Source organism: Vibrio sp. TRT 17S01, assembly GCF_050113695.1.
Lineage (GTDB): Bacteria > Pseudomonadota > Gammaproteobacteria > Enterobacterales > Vibrionaceae > Vibrio.
Genome location: NZ_JBNJOG010000017.1, coordinates 51,634 through 71,115 on the forward strand (window position 1 = coordinate 51,634; position 19,482 = coordinate 71,115).

Sequence of the window (19,482 nt, forward strand, 5' to 3'; positions counted from 1 at the left end):
CGGTTGTCCTCTTTATATATAAAGAAGACGAAATGCCCACGCCGGGTTAACTAAGAACCTAAAACTACTGATCAGTAAAGGTAATTATCATGAAACGCACTTTTCAACCTTCAGTTCTAAAGCGCAAGCGTACTCACGGTTTCCGTGCTCGCATGGCAACTAAGAACGGTCGTAAAGTAATTAATGCACGTCGTGCAAAAGGCCGTGCGCGCCTATCAAAATAATCACTAGTTTATTTTGAATACGTACGCGTTCAATCGGGAGTTACGCTTGTTAACTCCCGAGCATTATCAAAACGTCTTCCAGCAAGCTCATCGAGCTGGCTCACCTCATTTCACCATTATTGCTCGTAACAATAGCCTGTCTCATCCAAGACTTGGTTTAGCGGTACCCAAAAAGCAGATTAAAACTGCCGTTGGTCGCAATCGTTTCAAGCGTCTCGCTCGTGAAAGTTTTCGTAACAAACAACATCAACTTCCAAACAAAGATTTTGTTGTGATTGCCAAAAAAAGCGCGCAAGATCTAAGCAATGACGAAATGTTCAAGTTGTTTGATAAATTATGGCAACGCCTGTCTCGCCCTTCTCGTGGTTAGCAATCGGACTTGTCCGACTCTATCAATGGATTATTAGTCCTCTAATAGGACCACGTTGTCGTTTTACTCCAACCTGCTCCACTTACGCAATAGAAGCGTTGAAAGCTCACGGTTTTGTAAAAGGATGTTGGTTATCAGGCAAACGTCTATTAAAATGCCACCCTTTGAATGAAGGGGGCTTTGACCCCGTTCCACCAGTCCAAAAACAAGACAGAGATAAATAACGATGGATTCTCAACGTAATATCCTGTTAATCGCGCTAGCACTGGTTTCTTTCTTGTTGTTTCAACAATGGCAAGTAGCTAAGAACCCTGCGCCTCAGCCGGTTGAGCAGGCACAATCAAGCAGTACTCTACCTGCACCATCTTTTGCTGATGAATTAGACCCAGCACCAGCCCAGCAAGCTTCTGCTAAAACTATTACCGTCACAACGGATGTATTAACTCTGTCTATTGACACGGTAGGCGGTGACGTCGTTCATGCAGACCTAAACCAATATTCAGCAGAGCTAAACTCTGAAGACCCATTCGTATTACTGAAAAACGAAAAAGGTCATCAGTTTATTGCTCAAAGTGGTTTAGTTGGCCCTCAAGGTATCGACCTAAGCAGCTCAAATCGCCCAGCTTACGCAGTCAATGCTGACAGCTTTACGCTAGCTGACGGCCAAGACGAACTGCGTATTCCAATGACTTATTCAGCGAATGGCCTTGAGTACACTAAAACATTCATTGTTAAACGTGGCAGCTACGCGATTGATGTGGAATACAAAGTAGCAAACAACTCCGGTAACAATGCAACCTTTGGTATGTACGCACACTTGCGTCAAAACCTAATGGATGCAGGTGGTAGCATTACGATGCCAACTTACCGTGGTGGTGCTTACTCAACAGAAGATACGCGTTACAAAAAATACAGCTTCGACGACATGCAAGATCGCAACCTTTCTTTGAATCTTGCAAACGGCCAAGGTTGGGCAGCGATGATCCAGCACTACTTTGCGTCAGCTTGGATCCCACGTAACGAACCAGGTGCAAACCTATATACTCGCGTTATCGGCAATCTTGGCGATATCGGCGTGCGTATGCCAAACAAAACCATTGCAAGTGGTGATAGCGCAGACTTCAAAGCAACACTTTGGGTCGGCCCTAAACTGCAAGATCAAATGGCTGAAGTAGCACCAAACCTAGACCTTGTAGTGGACTACGGTTGGTTGTGGTTTATCGCAAAACCTCTTCATTCACTGCTGTCATTCATTCAGAGCTTTGTTAGCAACTGGGGTGTAGCAATCATCTGCTTAACCTTTATCGTTCGTGGTGCAATGTACCCACTAACAAAAGCACAGTACACCTCAATGGCAAAAATGCGCATGCTCCAGCCTAAGCTGCAAGCTATGCGTGAACGCATCGGTGATGACCGTCAGCGCATGAGCCAAGAGATGATGGAACTGTACAAGAAAGAGAAAGTAAACCCACTGGGTGGCTGTCTACCACTTGTTCTACAGATGCCTATTTTCATCGCCCTATACTGGGCACTGATGGAGTCGGTTGAGCTGCGTCACTCACCATTCTTTGGTTGGATTCATGACTTATCAGCACAAGACCCTTACTACATCTTGCCACTGCTGATGGGTGCATCCATGTTCCTAATTCAGAAGATGAGCCCAACAACCGTAACGGATCCGATGCAACAGAAGATCATGACCTTTATGCCGGTTATGTTTACTTTCTTCTTCCTGTTCTTCCCATCAGGTCTGGTTCTATACTGGTTGGTATCGAACATCGTAACCTTGATCCAACAGACTTTGATTTACAAAGCGCTCGAGAAAAAAGGTTTGCACTCCAAGTAAGAGTGAATCATCAAGAAAGGCGGCCAAAAGGTCGCCTTTTTTATTTGAGCTGATTACAATTCAGCTAATTGGAATTTATAAAGGCCAAACCACTTGGCCAAAGCTTGAAAGGCACTCATATGACAACAGATACCATTGTTGCTCAGGCTACCGCTCCGGGTCGTGGCGGTGTCGGTATTATCCGTGTTTCTGGCCCTCTGGCAGCTCAGGTTGCATTGGAGGTAACAGGTAAAAGCCTCAAACCTCGTTACGCAGAATATCTGCCATTCAAAGCCTTAAATGGTAACGAACTGGATCAAGGGATCGCACTTTACTTCCCTAACCCACATTCATTCACAGGGGAAGATGTACTCGAACTCCAAGGCCATGGTGGCCCTGTCGTTATGGACATGCTCATCAAGCGTATTTTAGAAATAGATGGCATCCGCCCCGCTCGACCTGGTGAGTTTTCAGAGCGCGCATTTTTAAATGACAAAATGGATCTGACCCAAGCAGAAGCGATAGCAGATCTCATTGATGCCACTTCAGAAGAAGCGGCTAAATCAGCGCTGCAATCACTACAGGGACAATTTTCAAGACGTATCCAAACGCTGGTGGAATCGCTGATCCACTTACGTATCTATGTCGAAGCTGCCATTGACTTTCCTGAAGAAGAAATTGATTTCCTAGCTGACGGCAAAGTGTCAACCGATCTACAAGCGATCATCGACAATCTCGCGGCTGTACGCCAAGAAGCCAACCAAGGCGCGATTATGCGTGAAGGGATGAAAGTGGTGATTGCTGGTCGTCCAAATGCGGGGAAATCGAGTCTACTCAATGCTCTATCAGGTAAAGAGTCAGCCATCGTGACCGATATTGCAGGAACGACACGTGATGTTCTACGTGAGCATATCCATATCGATGGTATGCCACTACACATTATTGATACCGCAGGTCTACGTGATGCTTCTGATGAAGTGGAAAAAATCGGCATTGAACGTGCGTGGGATGAAATTGCGCAAGCAGACCGAGTACTATTTATGGTCGATGGCACTACGACTGACGCTACCGATCCAAAAGATATTTGGCCTGACTTTGTTGATCGCTTACCAAGTAATATCGGCATGACAGTGATCCGCAATAAAGCCGATCAAACCGATGAAGAAATGGGGATCTGTCATGTCAACGATCCAACCCTAATTCGCCTATCTGCAAAAACAGGGGCCGGTGTAGACGCACTACGAAATCACTTGAAAGAGTGTATGGGTTTTTCTGGAAACAGCGAAGGGGGCTTTATGGCACGTCGCCGCCACCTAGATGCACTAGAGCGAGCCGCTCAACATCTTCAAATTGGACAAGAACAGCTTGAAGGCTTTATGGCTGGTGAGATCTTGGCAGAAGAGCTGCGTATTACCCAGCAACACTTAAACGAGATTACCGGCGAGTTTAGTTCTGATGACCTACTCGGCCGCATATTTTCCTCATTCTGTATCGGTAAATAATCAAAACGCGCGGTGTTAATCATAGAATTAGCACCGCGTTTCTTTTTCTACTAACGCATAGCACTCGTAGTGGCGTTAGTATGACTCAATAAAGGAACAGACATGATCCACATTATCACGGGCAGTACGCTAGGTGGTGCAGAGTATGTAGGAGATCACCTCAACGATCTACTTACAGAGAAAAGCTTGCAAACCACCATTCACAATCAACCCGATCTCAATGATATTCCGCCTCAGGGGACATGGTTGATCGTCACCTCGACTCATGGTGCAGGTGATTACCCCGATAACATTCAGCCTTTCGTTCAAGCGCTACAAAATACACCACCAAATATGACCCAAGTAAAATATGCAGTAGTCGCCATTGGCGATTCAAGCTATGACACGTTTTGTGCCGCAGGCCTTCATGCTCACCAATTACTTCAAGATATTGGAGCAACGCCTCTAACAGAGTGTCTAACGATTGATGTCTTAGCTCATCCCGTACCAGAAGACGCAGCAGAACACTGGCTCTTAGAGCACATCTCAAAATTCTAACTCTTTTAAAAGCGGCAAATTGCCGCTTTTCTTTTCACTGTGAATAACTAATTCCCAATTAACACAAACTGACTGCTGCTTATTTGAGCACTTGGTTTGTGGATAAACATAGAGATATCGAGTGATCAACCTATAGTTATCCATATAATAAGTAAGATCACTTTTCCTACCTGTGTATAAGTAGCTATTTTGATCCCAGCTAATCCTCCGTTAGATCAACGTTAGATCACACAATATGATCTTATTAAGATCCATGATCTTGTTGATCATTTTCCACTTATCCACAGAGATCGACGATCCTAATAATAGATCCAATAAAAGATCTCTATATAGATCTTATATATATTTACTTCTCAGCCCTTTAAGTAAAAAGCTTGAAAAGCGATTTTCTCAGTAGCGGAAAGAAGGTAGAATAGCGCTCTTTTTATCTGTCCATTATTTCGATTGAGTACCTGAGGTCAGTTCATGCTTTATCACGAAACTTTTGACGTCATTGTTGTTGGTGGCGGTCATGCAGGAACGGAAGCCGCTTTAGCGTCTGCACGTACAGGGCAAAAAACTCTGTTATTGACGCATAACATTGATACTTTAGGGCAGATGTCTTGCAACCCTGCGATTGGGGGAATAGGCAAAGGACATCTGGTCAAAGAAGTAGATGCATTGGGCGGTCTAATGGCTGAAGCCATTGATCACGCCGGTATTCAATTTCGAACATTAAATGCTTCGAAAGGCCCAGCAGTTCGAGCCACTCGTGCTCAGGCGGATCGTGCTCTGTACAAGGCATACGTACGCTCAGCATTAGAGAACACACCAAATCTAACTTTATTCCAGCAATCAGTGGATGATCTGATTGTTAAACAAGATCGTGTACTTGGCGTCGTCACGCAAATGGGACTTAAGTTCCAGGCCAAATCAGTGGTATTAACCGTAGGTACTTTCCTTGGCGGTAAGATCCACATCGGTATGGAAAGCTCTTCTGGTGGCCGCGCGGGAGATCCTCCATCGATCGCATTGGCGGATCGATTACGTGAACTGCCGTTCCGTGTCGATCGTCTGAAAACGGGTACACCACCACGTATCGATGCACGCAGCGTGGATTTCTCAGTGTTGGAAGCACAACACGGTGACAACCCAACACCAGTATTTTCATTTATGGGCAAACGTGAGCATCAGCCGCGTCAAATCCCATGTTTTATTACACACACCAATGAGCAAACTCATGAGGTGATCCGCAACAACCTAGATCGCAGCCCAATGTATGCAGGGGTGATCGAGGGGATTGGTCCGCGTTACTGCCCGTCTATCGAAGACAAAGTGATGCGCTTTGCTGATAAAAACAGTCACCAAATCTTCATTGAGCCTGAAGGTCTTACAACGCACGAGCTATACCCGAATGGTATATCCACCAGCTTGCCGTTTGACGTACAAGTACAAATCGTTCGTTCAATGAAAGGTTTTGAGAATGCACACATTGTTCGTCCTGGTTATGCAATTGAGTACGATTTCTTTGACCCACGTGATTTGAAGCAAACCTACGAAACGAAATTCATTAATGGTCTATTCTTTGCGGGCCAGATCAACGGTACAACCGGTTATGAAGAAGCGGCAGCACAAGGTCTAATGGCAGGTCTGAACGCAAGCTTGCACAGCCAAGGCAAAGAAGGTTGGAGTCCACGCCGTGATCAAGCTTACATGGGTGTATTGATTGATGATTTGTCGACCATGGGGACAAAAGAGCCATACCGCATGTTTACTTCTCGTGCGGAGTACCGGTTGCTGCTGCGTGAAGACAATGCCGATCTGCGTTTAACGGAGCAAGGGCGTGAGTTAGGATTAATTGATGATCGCCGTTGGGCTCGCTTTAACCAAAAGATCGAAAACATGGAAACAGAACGTCAACGTTTGAAAGAAACTTGGATAAATCCAACTTCAGTTGGCGTTGAGCAGCTAAACCAACGGTTAAAAACACCAATCGCGCGTGAAGCAAGCGGTGAAGATCTCCTTCGTCGTCCAGAAATGACATACGATCTACTGACTCAGTTAGATACTTTTGCACCAGCCTTAGATGATCCTCAAGCAACTGAACAAGTTGAAATTCAAGTGAAATATGAAGGTTATATCAAGCGTCAACAAGATGAGATTGAAAAATCTCTACGCCATGAGAATACCAAATTGCCGCTTGAGCTTGATTACAGTGATGTGAAGGGGTTATCCAATGAAGTGGTGCTCAAGCTAAACAATGCCAAGCCAGAAACCATTGGTATCGCGTCTCGAATTTCAGGAGTGACACCAGCTGCAATATCCATTTTGCTCGTATACCTCAAAAAGCAAGGTATGCTAAAAAAGGGTGAGGAAGCATAAATGAGTGCACTAAAAGCCAAACTTGACTCACTTCTTGTCCAAACAGGCCTTGAGGTCTCACAGGTGCAACGTGAAAAATTGGTAGGGTACGTTGAACTGCTGGATAAGTGGAACAAAGCTTATAACCTGACCTCGGTGCGCGATCCGCAGGAAATGTTAGTTAAGCATATTCTTGATAGTATTATTGTTAGCACACATCTTGATGGGCAACGTTTTATCGATGTAGGGACTGGTCCTGGTTTACCTGGGATCCCCCTTGCGATCATGAACCCAGAAAAACAGTTCGTCTTACTTGATAGTCTGGGCAAACGTATTCGATTTATTAAACAAGTTCTGCATGAATTGAATATTGAAAATGTGATCCCGATTCAAAGTCGAGTCGAAGAGTATCAGCCTCAAGACAAATTTGATGGTGTACTAAGTCGCGCGTTTGCATCTATGGTAGATATGGTGAATTGGTGCCATCATTTGCCAAAGGAACAGTCTGGTCTTTTTCTTGCTCTTAAAGGTCAATTACCACAGGGTGAGATTGAACAATTACCTGAGTGGTGTTCTGTGACTGACATCAAAGCTTTGAATGTTCCTGAGTTAGAAGGTGAGCGTCATCTTGTAATCTTATCGCGCAAGGGATAACAGCGAGGTTAATCGTGGGTAAAATCGTAGCGATCGCCAACCAGAAAGGCGGTGTTGGAAAAACAACTACTTGTATAAATTTAGCGGCTTCAATGGCAGCCACTAAACGCAAGGTTTTAGTGATCGATCTAGACCCACAAGGCAACGCAACTATGGCCAGTGGTGTTGATAAGTATCAAATCGATGCAACGGCGTACGAATTGCTCGTTGAAGACGCTCCGTTTGAAGAGGTCGTTTGTCGTAAAACCTCTGGTCATTATGATTTAATTGCTGCCAATGGTGATGTGACGGCGGCAGAAATTAAATTGATGGAAGTCTTTGCGCGAGAAGTTCGTCTTAAGAATGCACTTGCACAAGTTCGCGATAACTATGATTTCATCTTTATCGATTGTCCTCCTTCTCTAAACCTTCTTACAATCAATGCCATGGCCGCAGCGGATTCCGTTTTGGTTCCTATGCAGTGTGAGTACTTTGCACTAGAAGGTTTAACTGCGTTAATGGATACGATCAGCAAATTAGCTGCCGTGGTAAACGAAAATCTGAAAATCGAAGGGTTGTTGCGCACCATGTATGATCCTCGAAACAGACTCTCCAACGAAGTATCCGATCAATTGAAAAAGCATTTTGGCAACAAAGTGTACCGCACCGTTATTCCTCGTAACGTACGTTTGGCAGAAGCGCCAAGTCACGGCAAACCAGCGATGTATTACGACAAATACTCTGCTGGAGCAAAAGCTTACCTAGCGCTTGCTGGTGAAATGCTACGCCGAGAAGAAGTACCTGCATAAATTAATCAAAGGAATTCACTCTCATGTCTAAACGTGGTTTAGGTAAAGGGCTTGATGCCCTGCTTTCTACCAGTTCACTTGCTCGAGAAAAGCAGCAAAGTGCCTTGCACAGTCAAGAACTGTCATCTGATGGAGAGTTAACGGATTTAGCCGTTTCTCATTTAAAGCCAGGTGTCTATCAGCCACGTAAAGACATGTCGCCAGAAGCATTGGAAGAGTTAGCGGCATCGATAGAATCTCAAGGGATCATCCAACCCATCGTGGTTCGTGAAGTTGGTGATGGAAAGTTTGAGATCATTGCAGGTGAACGCCGCTGGCGTGCCGCACGTAAAGCTGGACTGAAACAAGTTCCTTGCATCGTGAAGAAAGTCGAAGACCGAGCCGCGATCGCAATGGCACTTATCGAGAACATCCAGCGTGAAGATTTGAATGTGATTGAAGAAGCGCAAGCTCTTGATCGTTTACAAGGTGAGTTTTCGTTAACCCACCAACAGGTTGCGGATGTTATTGGTAAATCACGTGCAACTGTAAGTAATACATTGCGATTGAACCAGCTCGAGCAAGATGTAAAAGAACTGGTGGCCGCAAAAATGCTCGAAATGGGCCATGCTAGAGCACTTTTGATGCTTGAAGGTGAGCAACAAATTGACGTCGCAGAGCTGGTTGCGAAGAAGAAAATGACCGTGCGCCAGACTGAAGCTTTAGTGAAAAAGTGTCTACAGCCTCAAGTTGAAGCTGAAAATGAGCCAGAAGATACGGACATTCAACAAATGTCACAAAGACTCAGTGAAAAACTGGGGGCTAAAGTGAATATCGTTCGAAGCAGTAATGGCAAAGCTAAAATGACAATTAGTCTTGATGAGCCTCACAAATTAGAGCGACTAATTGCCAAGCTCGAGAGCTAAATGAGATAATTGATCTGAATCAATTATGTAAAAAAAGATTATTTGTGCGAAAGTTGTAGGTTTGTAAACAAAATTGTAACTTTTTGCGGTGTTTTCATTGCAATCAGTTCGACTCACCGTATAATTTTCGCCAATTTCCACGACGTTAAGTAGTCAAAGCGTGGATATTACTAGAGGTACGAATACATGGTAACTGCGTTAGCTAGACCAGGACGAGAGCTTGCTAAGCAATTGTTAATGCTCCAGTCTGGCGTGGTTACATTAGTGGCAGCAGGAATGGCAGTCGTTGTGAATGCTGAATGGGGATTTTCAGCGCTGGTTGGTGGGGGCATTTTTGTCATCGCTAATGCGGTTTTTGCGTTGTGTGCTTTTATGTTTAGTGGAGCTCGAGCTGCAAAGCGGATCACGGCCTCTTTCTACACAGGTGAAGCACTAAAGATTCTCATCACGGTTGCTCTCTTCTCCGTTGCCTACATGTATATGCAGGTGGAACTCGTTCCCCTGAAACTAACCTATTTGCTGGTACTAGGTATTAATATCTTTGCACCAGTGCTATTCATCAACAACAAAAAATAGGACGAGTTATGGCTGCGCCAGGTGAAGCGCTAACATCGGCCGGATACATTGATCACCACTTAACCAACCTATCTCTTTATAAGTTAGGTCTGGTTGAAGAGGCGACAAGTTTCTGGAACGTACATATCGATAGCCTGTTTTTTTCTTGGTTTACTGGTTTGATCTTCCTTGGGATTTTTTATTCAGTAGCAAAGAAAGTAACAGTAGGTGTACCAGGCAAGCTTCAGTGTTTTGTTGAAATGATCGTAGAATTTGTCGCAGAAAACGTCAAAGATACGTTCCATGGACGCAACCCTCTGATAGCACCTCTCGCACTGACTATCTTTTGTTGGGTATTTCTAATGAACTTGATGGACCTTGTGCCTATCGATTTCTTACCATACCCAGCAGAGCATTGGCTCGGTATTCCTTACTTGAAAGTAGTACCTTCAGCTGATGTGAACATCACCATGGCTATGGCACTAGGCGTATTTGCTCTGATGATTTACTACAGCATCAAAGTAAAAGGTCTAGGTGGGTTTGCGAAAGAACTGGCTTTACATCCATTCAATCACCCAATCATGATCCCGTTTAACCTACTGATTGAAGTGGTATCGCTACTGGCGAAACCTCTATCACTTGGTATGCGTCTATTCGGTAACATGTTCGCGGGTGAGGTTGTATTCATTCTTTGTGCGGCAATGCTACCATGGTGGCTACAATGGATGGGTTCACTACCGTGGGCTATTTTCCATATTCTGGTTATTACGATTCAGGCCTTCGTATTCATGATGTTGACCATTGTTTATCTATCAATGGCACACGAAGATTCTGATCATTAATTTTTAAAGCTTTATTTATCGGGCACATAAGCCAACTAACTATAAATTGGAGATAGTAATGGAAACTTTACTGAGCTTTTCTGCAATCGCCGTAGGTATTATCGTCGGTCTTGCTTCTCTTGGTACTGCGATTGGTTTCGCACTTCTAGGTGGTAAATTCCTTGAAGGTGCAGCACGTCAACCAGAAATGGCTCCTATGCTACAAGTTAAGATGTTCATCATCGCTGGTCTACTTGATGCGATCCCAATGATCGGTATCGTAATCGCACTACTATTCACTTTCGCAAACCCATTCGTTGGTCAACTAGGTTAATCACGTTTAACTCTAGACAAACTCTGGTTTGTCATTGATTAACACTAAGTCCATATAGAGGGGTAGCTGTTGTGAATATGAACGCAACTCTGCTAGGTCAAGCAATCTCGTTCGCACTATTTGTGTGGTTCTGCATGAAGTATGTATGGCCACCATTGATGCAAGCGATCGAAGAACGTCAGAAGAAAATTGCTGACGGTCTACAAGCAGCAGAGCGAGCTGCAAAAGACTTGGATCTAGCACAAGCAAACGCTTCTGATCAATTGAAAGAAGCGAAGCGCACAGCAACTGAGATCATCGATCAAGCGAACAAGCGTAAGTCTCAAATTCTTGATGAAGCTCGTGAGGAAGCTCAGGCAGAACGCCAGAAAATCCTGACTCAAGCGGAAGCTGAACTTGAAGCTGAACGCAATCGTGCACGCGATGAGCTGCGCAAACAAGTTGCAACTCTGGCTGTAGCTGGTGCTGAGAAAATCCTTGAGCGTTCAATCGATAAAGATGCGCACAAAGATATTCTCGACAACATTACTGCAAAACTTTAAGTCTGGGGGCGCTTATGTCTGATTTGACTACTATCGCACGCCCCTATGCTAAAGCAGCATTCGACTTTGCGGCGGAAAAAGACCAACTTGACCAATGGGGTCAAATGCTGTCTTTTGCAGCTGAAGTGGCAAACAACGAACAAATGAAAGAACTTCTAACGGGTTCTGTTTCTGCTGAAAAACTTGCAGAAATATTTGTAGCGGTTTGTGGCGAGCAAGTTGATGCACATGGTCAAAACCTTTTAAAGGTAATGGCAGAGAATGGTCGTTTAACGGCCCTTCCAGATGTTTGTGAACAGTTCTTTACTCTTAAACAAGAGCATGAGAAAGAGATTGATGTTGAAGTTATTTCAGCAACAGAACTTTCTGATGAGCAGCTTGCAAACATCAGCAGCAAACTTGAACAGCGTCTTGAACGCAAAGTTAAGCTGAATTGCAGTATAGATGAGGCCCTACTTGGTGGGGTGATTATTCGAGCCGGAGACTTAGTCATCGATGACTCAGCGCGTGGTCGTTTGAACCGCCTGAGCGATGCATTGCAGTCTTAATGGGGATTGGAGCATGCAACTTAATTCCACGGAAATTAGCGATCTGATCAAACAACGTATCGAATCTTTCGAAGTTGTTAGTGAAGCTCGCAATGAAGGTACTATCGTGTCGGTAAGCGATGGTATCATCCGCATCCACGGCCTAGCGGACGTGATGCAAGGTGAAATGATTGAATTACCGGGTGGCCGTTATGCGCTAGCACTTAACCTCGAGCGTGACTCGGTTGGTGCGGTTGTAATGGGCCCATATGCTGACCTAAAGGAAGGCATGAAAGTTACAGGTACTGGCCGCATTCTTGAAGTGCCAGTTGGTCCAGAACTTCTAGGTCGCGTAGTGAATACACTAGGTGAACCTATTGATGGTAAAGGTCCAATCGAAGCGAAACTGTCTTCGCCTGTAGAAGTAATCGCACCAGGTGTAATCGACCGTAAATCGGTTGACCAACCTGTACAAACTGGCTACAAATCAGTTGACTCAATGATCCCAATCGGTCGTGGTCAGCGTGAGCTTGTGATCGGTGACCGTCAGACTGGTAAAACAGCAATGGCGATCGATGCGATTATCAACCAGAAAAACTCAGGTATTTTCTCTATCTACGTAGCTATCGGTCAGAAAGCATCGACTATCGCTAACGTAGTTCGCAAACTTGAAGAGCACGGCGCGCTAGCTAACACTATCGTTGTTGTTGCATCTGCTTCTGAATCTGCAGCGCTACAATATCTAGCGCCATATGCAGGTTGTGCGATGGGTGAATACTTCCGCGATCGCGGTGAAGACGCACTGATTGTTTACGATGATCTATCTAAGCAAGCGGTAGCTTACCGTCAGATCTCTCTACTACTAAAACGTCCACCAGGCCGTGAGGCATTCCCAGGTGATGTATTCTACTTACACTCACGTCTACTAGAGCGTGCAGCTCGAGTAAGTGAAGAGTACGTAGAAAAATTCACTAACGGTGAAGTTAAAGGTAAGACTGGTTCTCTAACTGCGCTTCCTATCATCGAAACTCAAGCAGGTGACGTTTCAGCATTCGTACCGACTAACGTAATCTCGATTACCGACGGTCAGATCTTCCTACAAACTGAGCTATTCAACGCGGGTGTTCGCCCAGCGGTTGACCCTGGTATCTCAGTATCTCGTGTAGGTGGTTCAGCGCAGACGAAAATCATCAAGAAGCTATCAGGCGGTATCCGTACTGCACTAGCTCAGTACCGTGAATTGGCGGCATTCGCACAGTTCTCATCTGACCTTGATGAAGCGACGAAGAAACAGCTAGACCATGGTCAAAAAGTGACAGAACTAATGAAGCAGAAGCAGTACGCTCCAATGTCTGTATTTGACCAAGCACTAGTAATCTTCGCGGCAGAGCGCGGCTATTTAGCAGATGTTGAACTAAACAAACTGCTAGATTTTGAAGCGGCTCTACTATCGTATGCTCGCGGTCAATACGCTGATTTCGCAGCTGAGATCGACAAGACGGGTGCATACAACGATGAAGTTGAAGCGCAGCTTAAGAAGCTGACGGACGACTTCGTAGCAACCCAAACTTGGTAATAGGTCGGTGGCAGTTTCTGCCACCAACTAATGGAGAGTAACGATGGCCGGCGCAAAAGAGATACGTAATAAAATCGGTAGTGTTAAAAGCACGCAGAAAATTACGAAAGCGATGGAAATGGTAGCAGCTTCAAAAATGCGTCGTTCTCAAGATGCAATGGAAGCTTCTCGTCCATACGCTGAAACCATGCGTAAAGTGATCGGTCACGTAGCAAACGCAAACCTAGAGTACCGTCATCCGTACCTAGAAGAGCGTGAAGCGAAGCGAGTTGGTTACATCATCGTTTCTACAGACCGTGGCCTGTGTGGTGGCTTGAACATCAATGTGTTCAAAAAAGCGCTACTCGATATGCAGGCTTGGAAAGAGAAAGGTGCTGAAGTTGAACTGGCATTAGTCGGTTCAAAAGCAACAGGCTTTTTCAAACACAGTGGCGCGAAAGTAGCTGCTCAGGTTTCTGGTCTGGGCGATAGCCCAAGCTTAGAAGACCTAATCGGTTCTGTTAGCGTAATGCTGAAGAAATACGATGAAGGTGAATTGGACCGTCTATACGTAGTGTTTAATAAGTTTGTGAACACTATGGTTCAACAACCAACGATCGATCAATTGCTACCTTTGCCTAAATCGGACAGCGAAGAGATGCAGCGTGAGCATTCATGGGACTACATCTATGAACCTGAACCAAAACCTCTACTAGATACACTTCTAGTGCGTTATGTAGAGTCTCAGGTCTACCAAGGTGTAGTTGAGAACCTTGCTTGTGAGCAAGCGGCTCGAATGATTGCGATGAAGGCTGCAACAGATAATGCAACCAACTTGATTGAAGATCTAGAACTTGTGTACAACAAAGCCCGTCAGGCCGCGATCACACAAGAACTATCGGAAATCGTTGGTGGTGCATCTGCGGTTTAAGCTTAGGTAAAACGAAATAGTTTAGAGGATTAACGATGGCTACAGGTAAGATCGTACAGATCATCGGTGCGGTAGTCGACGTAGAGTTCCCACAGAGCGAAGTACCTAGTGTATATGACGCTCTAAACGTTACAGAATCAAAAGAGCGTCTAGTTCTTGAGGTTCAACAACAGCTAGGCGGTGGCGTAGTTCGTTGTATCGTAATGGGTAGCTCTGATGGTTTACGTCGTGGCGTTGAAGTGGTTAACACAGGCGCTCCAATTTCAGTACCAGTAGGTACTAAGACCCTAGGTCGTATCATGAACGTTCTAGGTGACGCAATTGACGAGTGTGGTGATATCGGTGCGGAAGAGACTTACTCTATCCACCGTGAAGCACCAAGCTACGAAGAGCAATCAAACGAGATCGCTCTACTAGAGACTGGCGTTAAAGTAATCGACTTAGTTTGTCCATTCGCTAAGGGTGGTAAAATTGGTCTATTCGGTGGTGCTGGTGTAGGTAAGACCGTCAACATGATGGAACTTATCAACAACATCGCACTTCAGCACTCTGGTCTATCAGTATTTGCTGGTGTAGGTGAGCGTACTCGTGAAGGTAACGATTTCTACTTCGAGATGCAGGAAGCGGGCGTTGTAAACGTTGAGAATCCTGAAGAATCAAAAGTAGCGATGGTTTACGGTCAGATGAACGAGCCACCAGGTAACCGTCTACGTGTTGCACTGACTGGTCTAACAATGGCAGAGAAGTTCCGTGACGAAGGTCGTGACGTTCTGCTGTTCGTTGATAACATCTACCGTTACACACTTGCAGGTACAGAGGTATCAGCACTGCTAGGTCGTATGCCTTCAGCGGTAGGTTACCAGCCAACTCTTGCAGAAGAGATGGGTGTACTACAGGAGCGTATCACGTCAACGAAATCTGGTTCTATCACGTCTGTACAGGCAGTATACGTACCAGCGGATGACTTGACTGACCCGTCTCCAGCAACTACGTTCGCACACTTGGATGCAACGGTTGTACTTAACCGTAACATCGCAGCAATGGGTTTATACCCAGCGATTGACCCACTAGATTCAACATCTCGTATGCTTGATCCTCTAGTGGTTGGTCAAGAGCACTACGACACAGCTCGTGGCGTTCAACAGACACTTCAGCGTTACAAAGAGCTGAAAGATATCATCGCGATCCTAGGTATGGACGAGCTATCTGAAGAAGATAAGCAAGTTGTATCTCGTGCACGTAAGATTGAGCGTTTCCTAACTCAGCCTTACCACGTAGCGGAAGTATTTACAGGTGACCCAGGCGTTTACGTACCTCTTAAAGAGACACTACGTGGCTTTAAAGGTCTACTAGCTGGTGAATACGATGACATTCCAGAGCAAGCGTTTATGTACTGCGGTACGATTGACGATGCTATCGAGAATGCGAAGAAGCTATAAGGCTAACTAGGAGGCGATATGGCAGCAATAACCTTTCACCTAGACGTAGTGAGCGCAGAGAAGAAAATTTTCTCAGGCCGTGTTGAGACGTTTCAGGTGACCGGTAGCGAAGGTGAGCTTGGAATTTTCCACGGTCACACACCGCTGCTGACCGCTATCAAGCCTGGTATGGTGCGTATTGTTAAGCAACACGGTCACGAAGAAATTATTTATGTTTCTGGTGGTATGGTCGAAGTTCAGCCGGGTACTGCTACAGTACTGGCTGATACAGCGATTCGTGGTGAAGAACTGGACGCAGCTAAGGCTGAAGAAGCCAAACGTCGTGCTGAAGAAAATATTCAGAATCAGCATGGTGATATGGACTTCGCGCAAGCGGCTAGTGAACTGGCTAAAGCTATTGCTCAGCTACGTGTTATCGAGCTGACTAAAAAACGTCGCTAGTTAATAGTAGCGTTTTAAAAATGATAAAGGCGGTCTTTTGACCGCCTTTTTGCTTATTTTTTAACAGAAATTTTTTTGTTGGGGTTAATTCCCTTAGCTAACCTAGATAGAATACTTCCAATTTTCCGATTTCAATATTTATTAGGATTGTTATGAAATTTAGCGCTGTCATTCTGGCCGCGGGTAAAGGTACCCGCATGTATTCTAATATGCCTAAAGTTCTGCATACGCTCGCAGGAAAACCGATGGCAAAACATGTGATTGATACATGCGCTGGATTAGGTGCTCAGAATATCCATCTTGTGTATGGCCATGGTGGTGAGCAAATGCAATCTGTATTAGCTAATGAACCAGTGAATTGGGTACTACAGGCTGAGCAATTGGGCACAGGACACGCTGTTGATCAAGCTTCTGCTCAGTTTGAAGATGATGAAAAGATTTTAGTGCTTTACGGCGATGTACCACTTATTTCTGAAGAAACGATTGAGAGTCTTCTTGATGCTAAACCTGAAGGTGGTATCGCACTGCTAACGGTTGTTATGGATAACCCAACAGGTTATGGCCGTATTGTTCGTCGTAACGGTCCTGTTGTTGCTATCGTTGAGCAAAAAGACGCAACGGAAGAACAAAAGCTAATTAAAGAAATTAACACCGGTGTGATGGTCGCACGTGGTGAAGATTTACGTCGTTGGTTATCAAACCTTAACAACAATAATGCGCAAGGTGAGTACTACTTAACTGACGTTATTGCAGCAGCGCACGCAGAAGGCCGCGCCGTAGAAGCGGTTCACCCTGTGAATCCTATTGAAGTTGAAGGGGTTAATGACCGCTCACAACTTGCTCGTTTAGAGCGCGCATTCCAATCGATGCAAGCACAAAAACTGCTTGAGCAAGGTGTAATGCTGCGCGATCCTGCACGTTTTGATCTTCGTGGACAACTACAGTGTGGTATGGACTGCGAAATTGATGCCAATGTTATCATTGAAGGTAAAGTTACATTAGGTGATTACGTTCGTATTGGTGCTGGCTGTGTTTTAAAAGATTGTGAGATTGACGATAATACTATCGTTCGTCCATACAGCGTAATTGAAGGTGCGACAGTTGGTGAAGAATGTACAGTTGGTCCATTTACGCGCTTACGCTCAGGTGCAGAGATGTGTAATGACTCTCATGTAGGCAACTTCGTGGAAGTAAAAAATGCGCGTATTGGTGAAGGCTCAAAAGCGAACCACCTTACTTACCTAGGTGATGCAGAGATCGGTCAACGTACGAACATTGGTGCCGGTACGATTACCTGTAACTACGATGGTGCAAACAAGTTCAAAACCATCATAGGTAATGACGTATTTGTTGGTTCTGATAGCCAACTTGTCGCGCCTGTGACAATTGCTGATGGCGCAACAGTTGGTGCTGGTACTACATTGACCAAAGATGTGGCAGAAGGTGAGTTAGTGATCACTCGTGCACAAGAGCGCAAGATCACTGGCTGGCAACGTCCAGTAAAACAGAAATAAGACTAGTTAATCGATAATTTAAAGCCGCTCATAATGAGCGGCTTTATTCTTTTGAGGCCTAATAACTCGGTACTGCAATACGTTTTTCCAGCCATCGCACTGCTTGCGATACCAGTAAAATGAGCAGTAGGTACTCGAGAACTAAGAAAGTATATATCTCCAGCGGTAAGTATTCATTCACGACCAATTCATTAGCTCGCCTTGTTAGATCGCTTAAACCAATCACGCTGACCAGTGAACTCATCTTGAGAATATAAACAAACTGATTCCCCAGTGGTGGCAAGATTTGGCGAAATGCTTGGGGAAGAATCACCAAACGCATTTTTTGCCAATAATTCAAGCCGAGAGACTCTGCTGCTTCGTGTTGTCCACGACTGATGGCTTGAATGCCTCCTCTGAATACCTCTGCCATAAATGCACTTTCTGCAATTGTCAGTGCAATGACTCCGGCCCAAAAGTGATTGAGGGACACATCAAGTAGCGTTGGCATACCGTAATACACCCAAAGCAGTAAAACCAAAACAGGGATAGAACGTATCACCTCAACATAAATGCGGTTGACCCATTTCAATACTGGATAGTCAGACAGCGCGGGGAGGGCGACGAACAAGCCAATCATCATCGCAAACAGCATGCTGAGTAAAGACACTTGGATTGTGTCATTAAAACCAGCGATCAGAAATTTAATATTGGTGAGTCCTTGCTCTGTGGAAGGATCAAGCACATACCAACCCCAGTGATAATCGGAACACCCAGTTATCAATAAAAGTGAAATTAGCCAGAAATAACGATAGTTCACACAACACCCTGTCTTTGCTAATAATTGTTCCTTGTTGCTGCTATGTTATCAGTGTTATGACCTAATTTGTCATATGGAATGGATACATAAGGAAAAACAATGAAAAAAATCTTAGTTGTGCTAGGCCTGTCTTTACTTTCTATTTGTCAGGTTGCGAATGCTCAAAGTCGTTTACATGAAATTTTGGATGCAGGAGTGCTTAGAGTTGGGACGACGGGAGATTGGAACCCGATGACAATGAAAGATCCCGCTACCAATAGCTATCGTGGGTTTGATATTGATGTCACGACTGAACTAGCGAAAGATCTGGGGGTAAAAGTTGAATATGTTGCAACAGACTGGAAAACACTGGTGAATGGCATTACAGCCAATAAATACGACATTACCGGTAGTGCGTCTTTGAATATGTCTCGAGCTAAGGTTGCGGGTTACAGTCAGCCGTATTTCTATCTTGCGTTTGTACCCGTGGTGCAAAAGAAAGATTTAGCCAAGTTTTCTGATTGGGCTGACTTTGACAAGCCTGACGTAAAAGTTGCTGCTACGTTGGGTACGGTACAAGAGAAAATGGTGAAAGAGTTCTTTCCATCGGCGCAACATATTGTGATTGAAGCACCTGCGCGTGATTTTCAAGAGCTTCTAGCTCGTCGTGCTGACGTTTCTGTGACGTCAAATGTTGAAGCGGCAACGCTGGTGGAGAAGTTTAAACAGTTAGCCATCGTACCGGTGAAAGCCCCACGTAAGCCCACACCTATTGCGATGTTGTTACCTCAAGATGACCAAGTATGGATAAACTATATCAACCATTGGGTTGAGCTAAAGAAAACACAGGGGTTCTTTAAGCAAACTGCAGAAAAATGGGGACTGAAAAGTTTGTAATCA

At 44.9% G+C, this 19,482-nt stretch carries 22 protein-coding genes; 21 read left to right on the top strand and 1 reads right to left on the bottom strand.

The window, feature by feature from the left end; translation table 11 throughout:
- The first annotated feature begins 89 nt into the window (after positions 1 to 89).
- From rpmH to glmU, 20 genes are all read left to right on the top strand, one after another.
- Entirely contained in the window at positions 90 to 224 is a 135-nt protein-coding gene (gene rpmH / locus ACQEXS_RS19420) for a 50S ribosomal protein L34 (protein WP_006880025.1), read from the top strand.
- Between the two features lie 46 nt (positions 225 to 270).
- Entirely contained in the window at positions 271 to 594 is a 324-nt protein-coding gene (rnpA, locus tag ACQEXS_RS19425; protein ID WP_367987701.1) for a ribonuclease P protein component, read from the top strand.
- Positions 561 to 818 (top strand): membrane protein insertion efficiency factor YidD, encoded by a 258-nt coding sequence (gene yidD, locus ACQEXS_RS19430; RefSeq protein WP_367987699.1) that lies wholly within the window; start codon positions 561 to 563, stop codon positions 816 to 818. The genes rnpA and yidD overlap by 34 nt, the downstream gene beginning before the upstream one ends.
- A 2-nt stretch (positions 819 to 820) precedes the next feature.
- Positions 821 to 2,440 (top strand): membrane protein insertase YidC, encoded by a 1,620-nt coding sequence (yidC, locus tag ACQEXS_RS19435; RefSeq protein WP_427011777.1) that lies wholly within the window; start codon positions 821 to 823, stop codon positions 2,438 to 2,440.
- 119 nt (positions 2,441 to 2,559) lie between these two features.
- Positions 2,560 to 3,921 (top strand): tRNA uridine-5-carboxymethylaminomethyl(34) synthesis GTPase MnmE, encoded by a 1,362-nt coding sequence (gene mnmE, locus ACQEXS_RS19440; RefSeq protein ID WP_427014893.1) that lies wholly within the window; start codon positions 2,560 to 2,562, stop codon positions 3,919 to 3,921.
- Between the two features lie 102 nt (positions 3,922 to 4,023).
- The gene (gene mioC / locus ACQEXS_RS19445; RefSeq protein WP_427014894.1) at positions 4,024 to 4,458 is read left to right on the top strand and encodes an FMN-binding protein MioC; all 435 of its coding nucleotides are present in this window, start codon (positions 4,024 to 4,026) and stop codon (positions 4,456 to 4,458) included.
- A gap of 465 nt (positions 4,459 to 4,923) precedes the next feature.
- A complete protein-coding gene (gene mnmG / locus ACQEXS_RS19450; protein ID WP_427014895.1) occupies positions 4,924 to 6,819 on the top strand; it encodes a tRNA uridine-5-carboxymethylaminomethyl(34) synthesis enzyme MnmG in 1,896 nt (631 codons plus the stop codon).
- Positions 6,820 to 7,452 (top strand): 16S rRNA (guanine(527)-N(7))-methyltransferase RsmG, encoded by a 633-nt coding sequence (gene rsmG / locus ACQEXS_RS19455; protein WP_427011780.1) that lies wholly within the window; start codon positions 6,820 to 6,822, stop codon positions 7,450 to 7,452.
- A gap of 14 nt (positions 7,453 to 7,466) precedes the next feature.
- The gene (locus ACQEXS_RS19460; RefSeq protein ID WP_367987693.1) at positions 7,467 to 8,240 is read left to right on the top strand and encodes a ParA family protein; all 774 of its coding nucleotides are present in this window, start codon (positions 7,467 to 7,469) and stop codon (positions 8,238 to 8,240) included.
- A 23-nt stretch (positions 8,241 to 8,263) separates the two neighbouring features.
- Positions 8,264 to 9,145: a ParB/RepB/Spo0J family partition protein gene (locus ACQEXS_RS19465; RefSeq protein WP_427014896.1), complete on the top strand. Its 882-nt coding sequence runs from the start codon at positions 8,264 to 8,266 to the stop codon at positions 9,143 to 9,145.
- Positions 9,146 to 9,331: 186 nt separating this feature from the next.
- Complete coding sequence (locus ACQEXS_RS19470) at positions 9,332 to 9,721, top strand: F0F1 ATP synthase subunit I (RefSeq protein ID WP_367987691.1); 390 nt, start codon at positions 9,332 to 9,334, stop codon at positions 9,719 to 9,721.
- Between the two features lie 8 nt (positions 9,722 to 9,729).
- Positions 9,730 to 10,542 carry a F0F1 ATP synthase subunit A gene (atpB, locus tag ACQEXS_RS19475; RefSeq protein ID WP_367987690.1) on the top strand — a complete coding sequence of 271 codons (813 nt, stop codon included), beginning with the start codon at positions 9,730 to 9,732 and terminating at the stop codon, positions 10,540 to 10,542.
- Positions 10,543 to 10,600: 58 nt separating this feature from the next.
- Entirely contained in the window at positions 10,601 to 10,855 is a 255-nt protein-coding gene (gene atpE, locus ACQEXS_RS19480) for a F0F1 ATP synthase subunit C (protein WP_021707041.1), read from the top strand.
- A gap of 71 nt (positions 10,856 to 10,926) precedes the next feature.
- Positions 10,927 to 11,397: a F0F1 ATP synthase subunit B gene (gene atpF / locus ACQEXS_RS19485; protein WP_367987689.1), complete on the top strand. Its 471-nt coding sequence runs from the start codon at positions 10,927 to 10,929 to the stop codon at positions 11,395 to 11,397.
- A 14-nt stretch (positions 11,398 to 11,411) separates the two neighbouring features.
- Complete coding sequence (atpH, locus tag ACQEXS_RS19490; RefSeq protein WP_367987688.1) at positions 11,412 to 11,945, top strand: F0F1 ATP synthase subunit delta; 534 nt, start codon at positions 11,412 to 11,414, stop codon at positions 11,943 to 11,945.
- Between the two features lie 13 nt (positions 11,946 to 11,958).
- Complete coding sequence (gene atpA / locus ACQEXS_RS19495; RefSeq protein WP_367987687.1) at positions 11,959 to 13,500, top strand: F0F1 ATP synthase subunit alpha; 1,542 nt, start codon at positions 11,959 to 11,961, stop codon at positions 13,498 to 13,500.
- Between the two features lie 43 nt (positions 13,501 to 13,543).
- Complete coding sequence (gene atpG, locus ACQEXS_RS19500) at positions 13,544 to 14,410, top strand: F0F1 ATP synthase subunit gamma (protein ID WP_367987686.1); 867 nt, start codon at positions 13,544 to 13,546, stop codon at positions 14,408 to 14,410.
- Between the two features lie 35 nt (positions 14,411 to 14,445).
- On the top strand, positions 14,446 to 15,849 hold the full coding sequence (gene atpD / locus ACQEXS_RS19505; protein ID WP_367987685.1) for a F0F1 ATP synthase subunit beta: 1,404 nt from the start codon (positions 14,446 to 14,448) through the stop codon (positions 15,847 to 15,849).
- Positions 15,850 to 15,867: 18 nt separating this feature from the next.
- A complete protein-coding gene (locus ACQEXS_RS19510; protein ID WP_367987684.1) occupies positions 15,868 to 16,290 on the top strand; it encodes a F0F1 ATP synthase subunit epsilon in 423 nt (140 codons plus the stop codon).
- 152 nt (positions 16,291 to 16,442) lie between these two features.
- On the top strand, positions 16,443 to 17,804 hold the full coding sequence (gene glmU, locus ACQEXS_RS19515; RefSeq protein ID WP_427014897.1) for a bifunctional UDP-N-acetylglucosamine diphosphorylase/glucosamine-1-phosphate N-acetyltransferase GlmU: 1,362 nt from the start codon (positions 16,443 to 16,445) through the stop codon (positions 17,802 to 17,804).
- 58 nt (positions 17,805 to 17,862) lie between these two features.
- Here glmU and ACQEXS_RS19520 read toward each other — a convergent pair whose 3' ends face one another.
- Positions 17,863 to 18,603: an amino acid ABC transporter permease gene (locus ACQEXS_RS19520; RefSeq protein ID WP_427014898.1), complete on the bottom strand. Its 741-nt coding sequence runs from the start codon at positions 18,601 to 18,603 to the stop codon at positions 17,863 to 17,865.
- A 99-nt stretch (positions 18,604 to 18,702) separates the two neighbouring features.
- Here ACQEXS_RS19520 and ACQEXS_RS19525 point away from each other — a divergent pair, with 99 nt between their 5' ends.
- The gene (locus tag ACQEXS_RS19525; RefSeq protein ID WP_427014899.1) at positions 18,703 to 19,479 is read left to right on the top strand and encodes a transporter substrate-binding domain-containing protein; all 777 of its coding nucleotides are present in this window, start codon (positions 18,703 to 18,705) and stop codon (positions 19,477 to 19,479) included.
- Positions 19,480 to 19,482 lie beyond the last annotated feature (3 nt).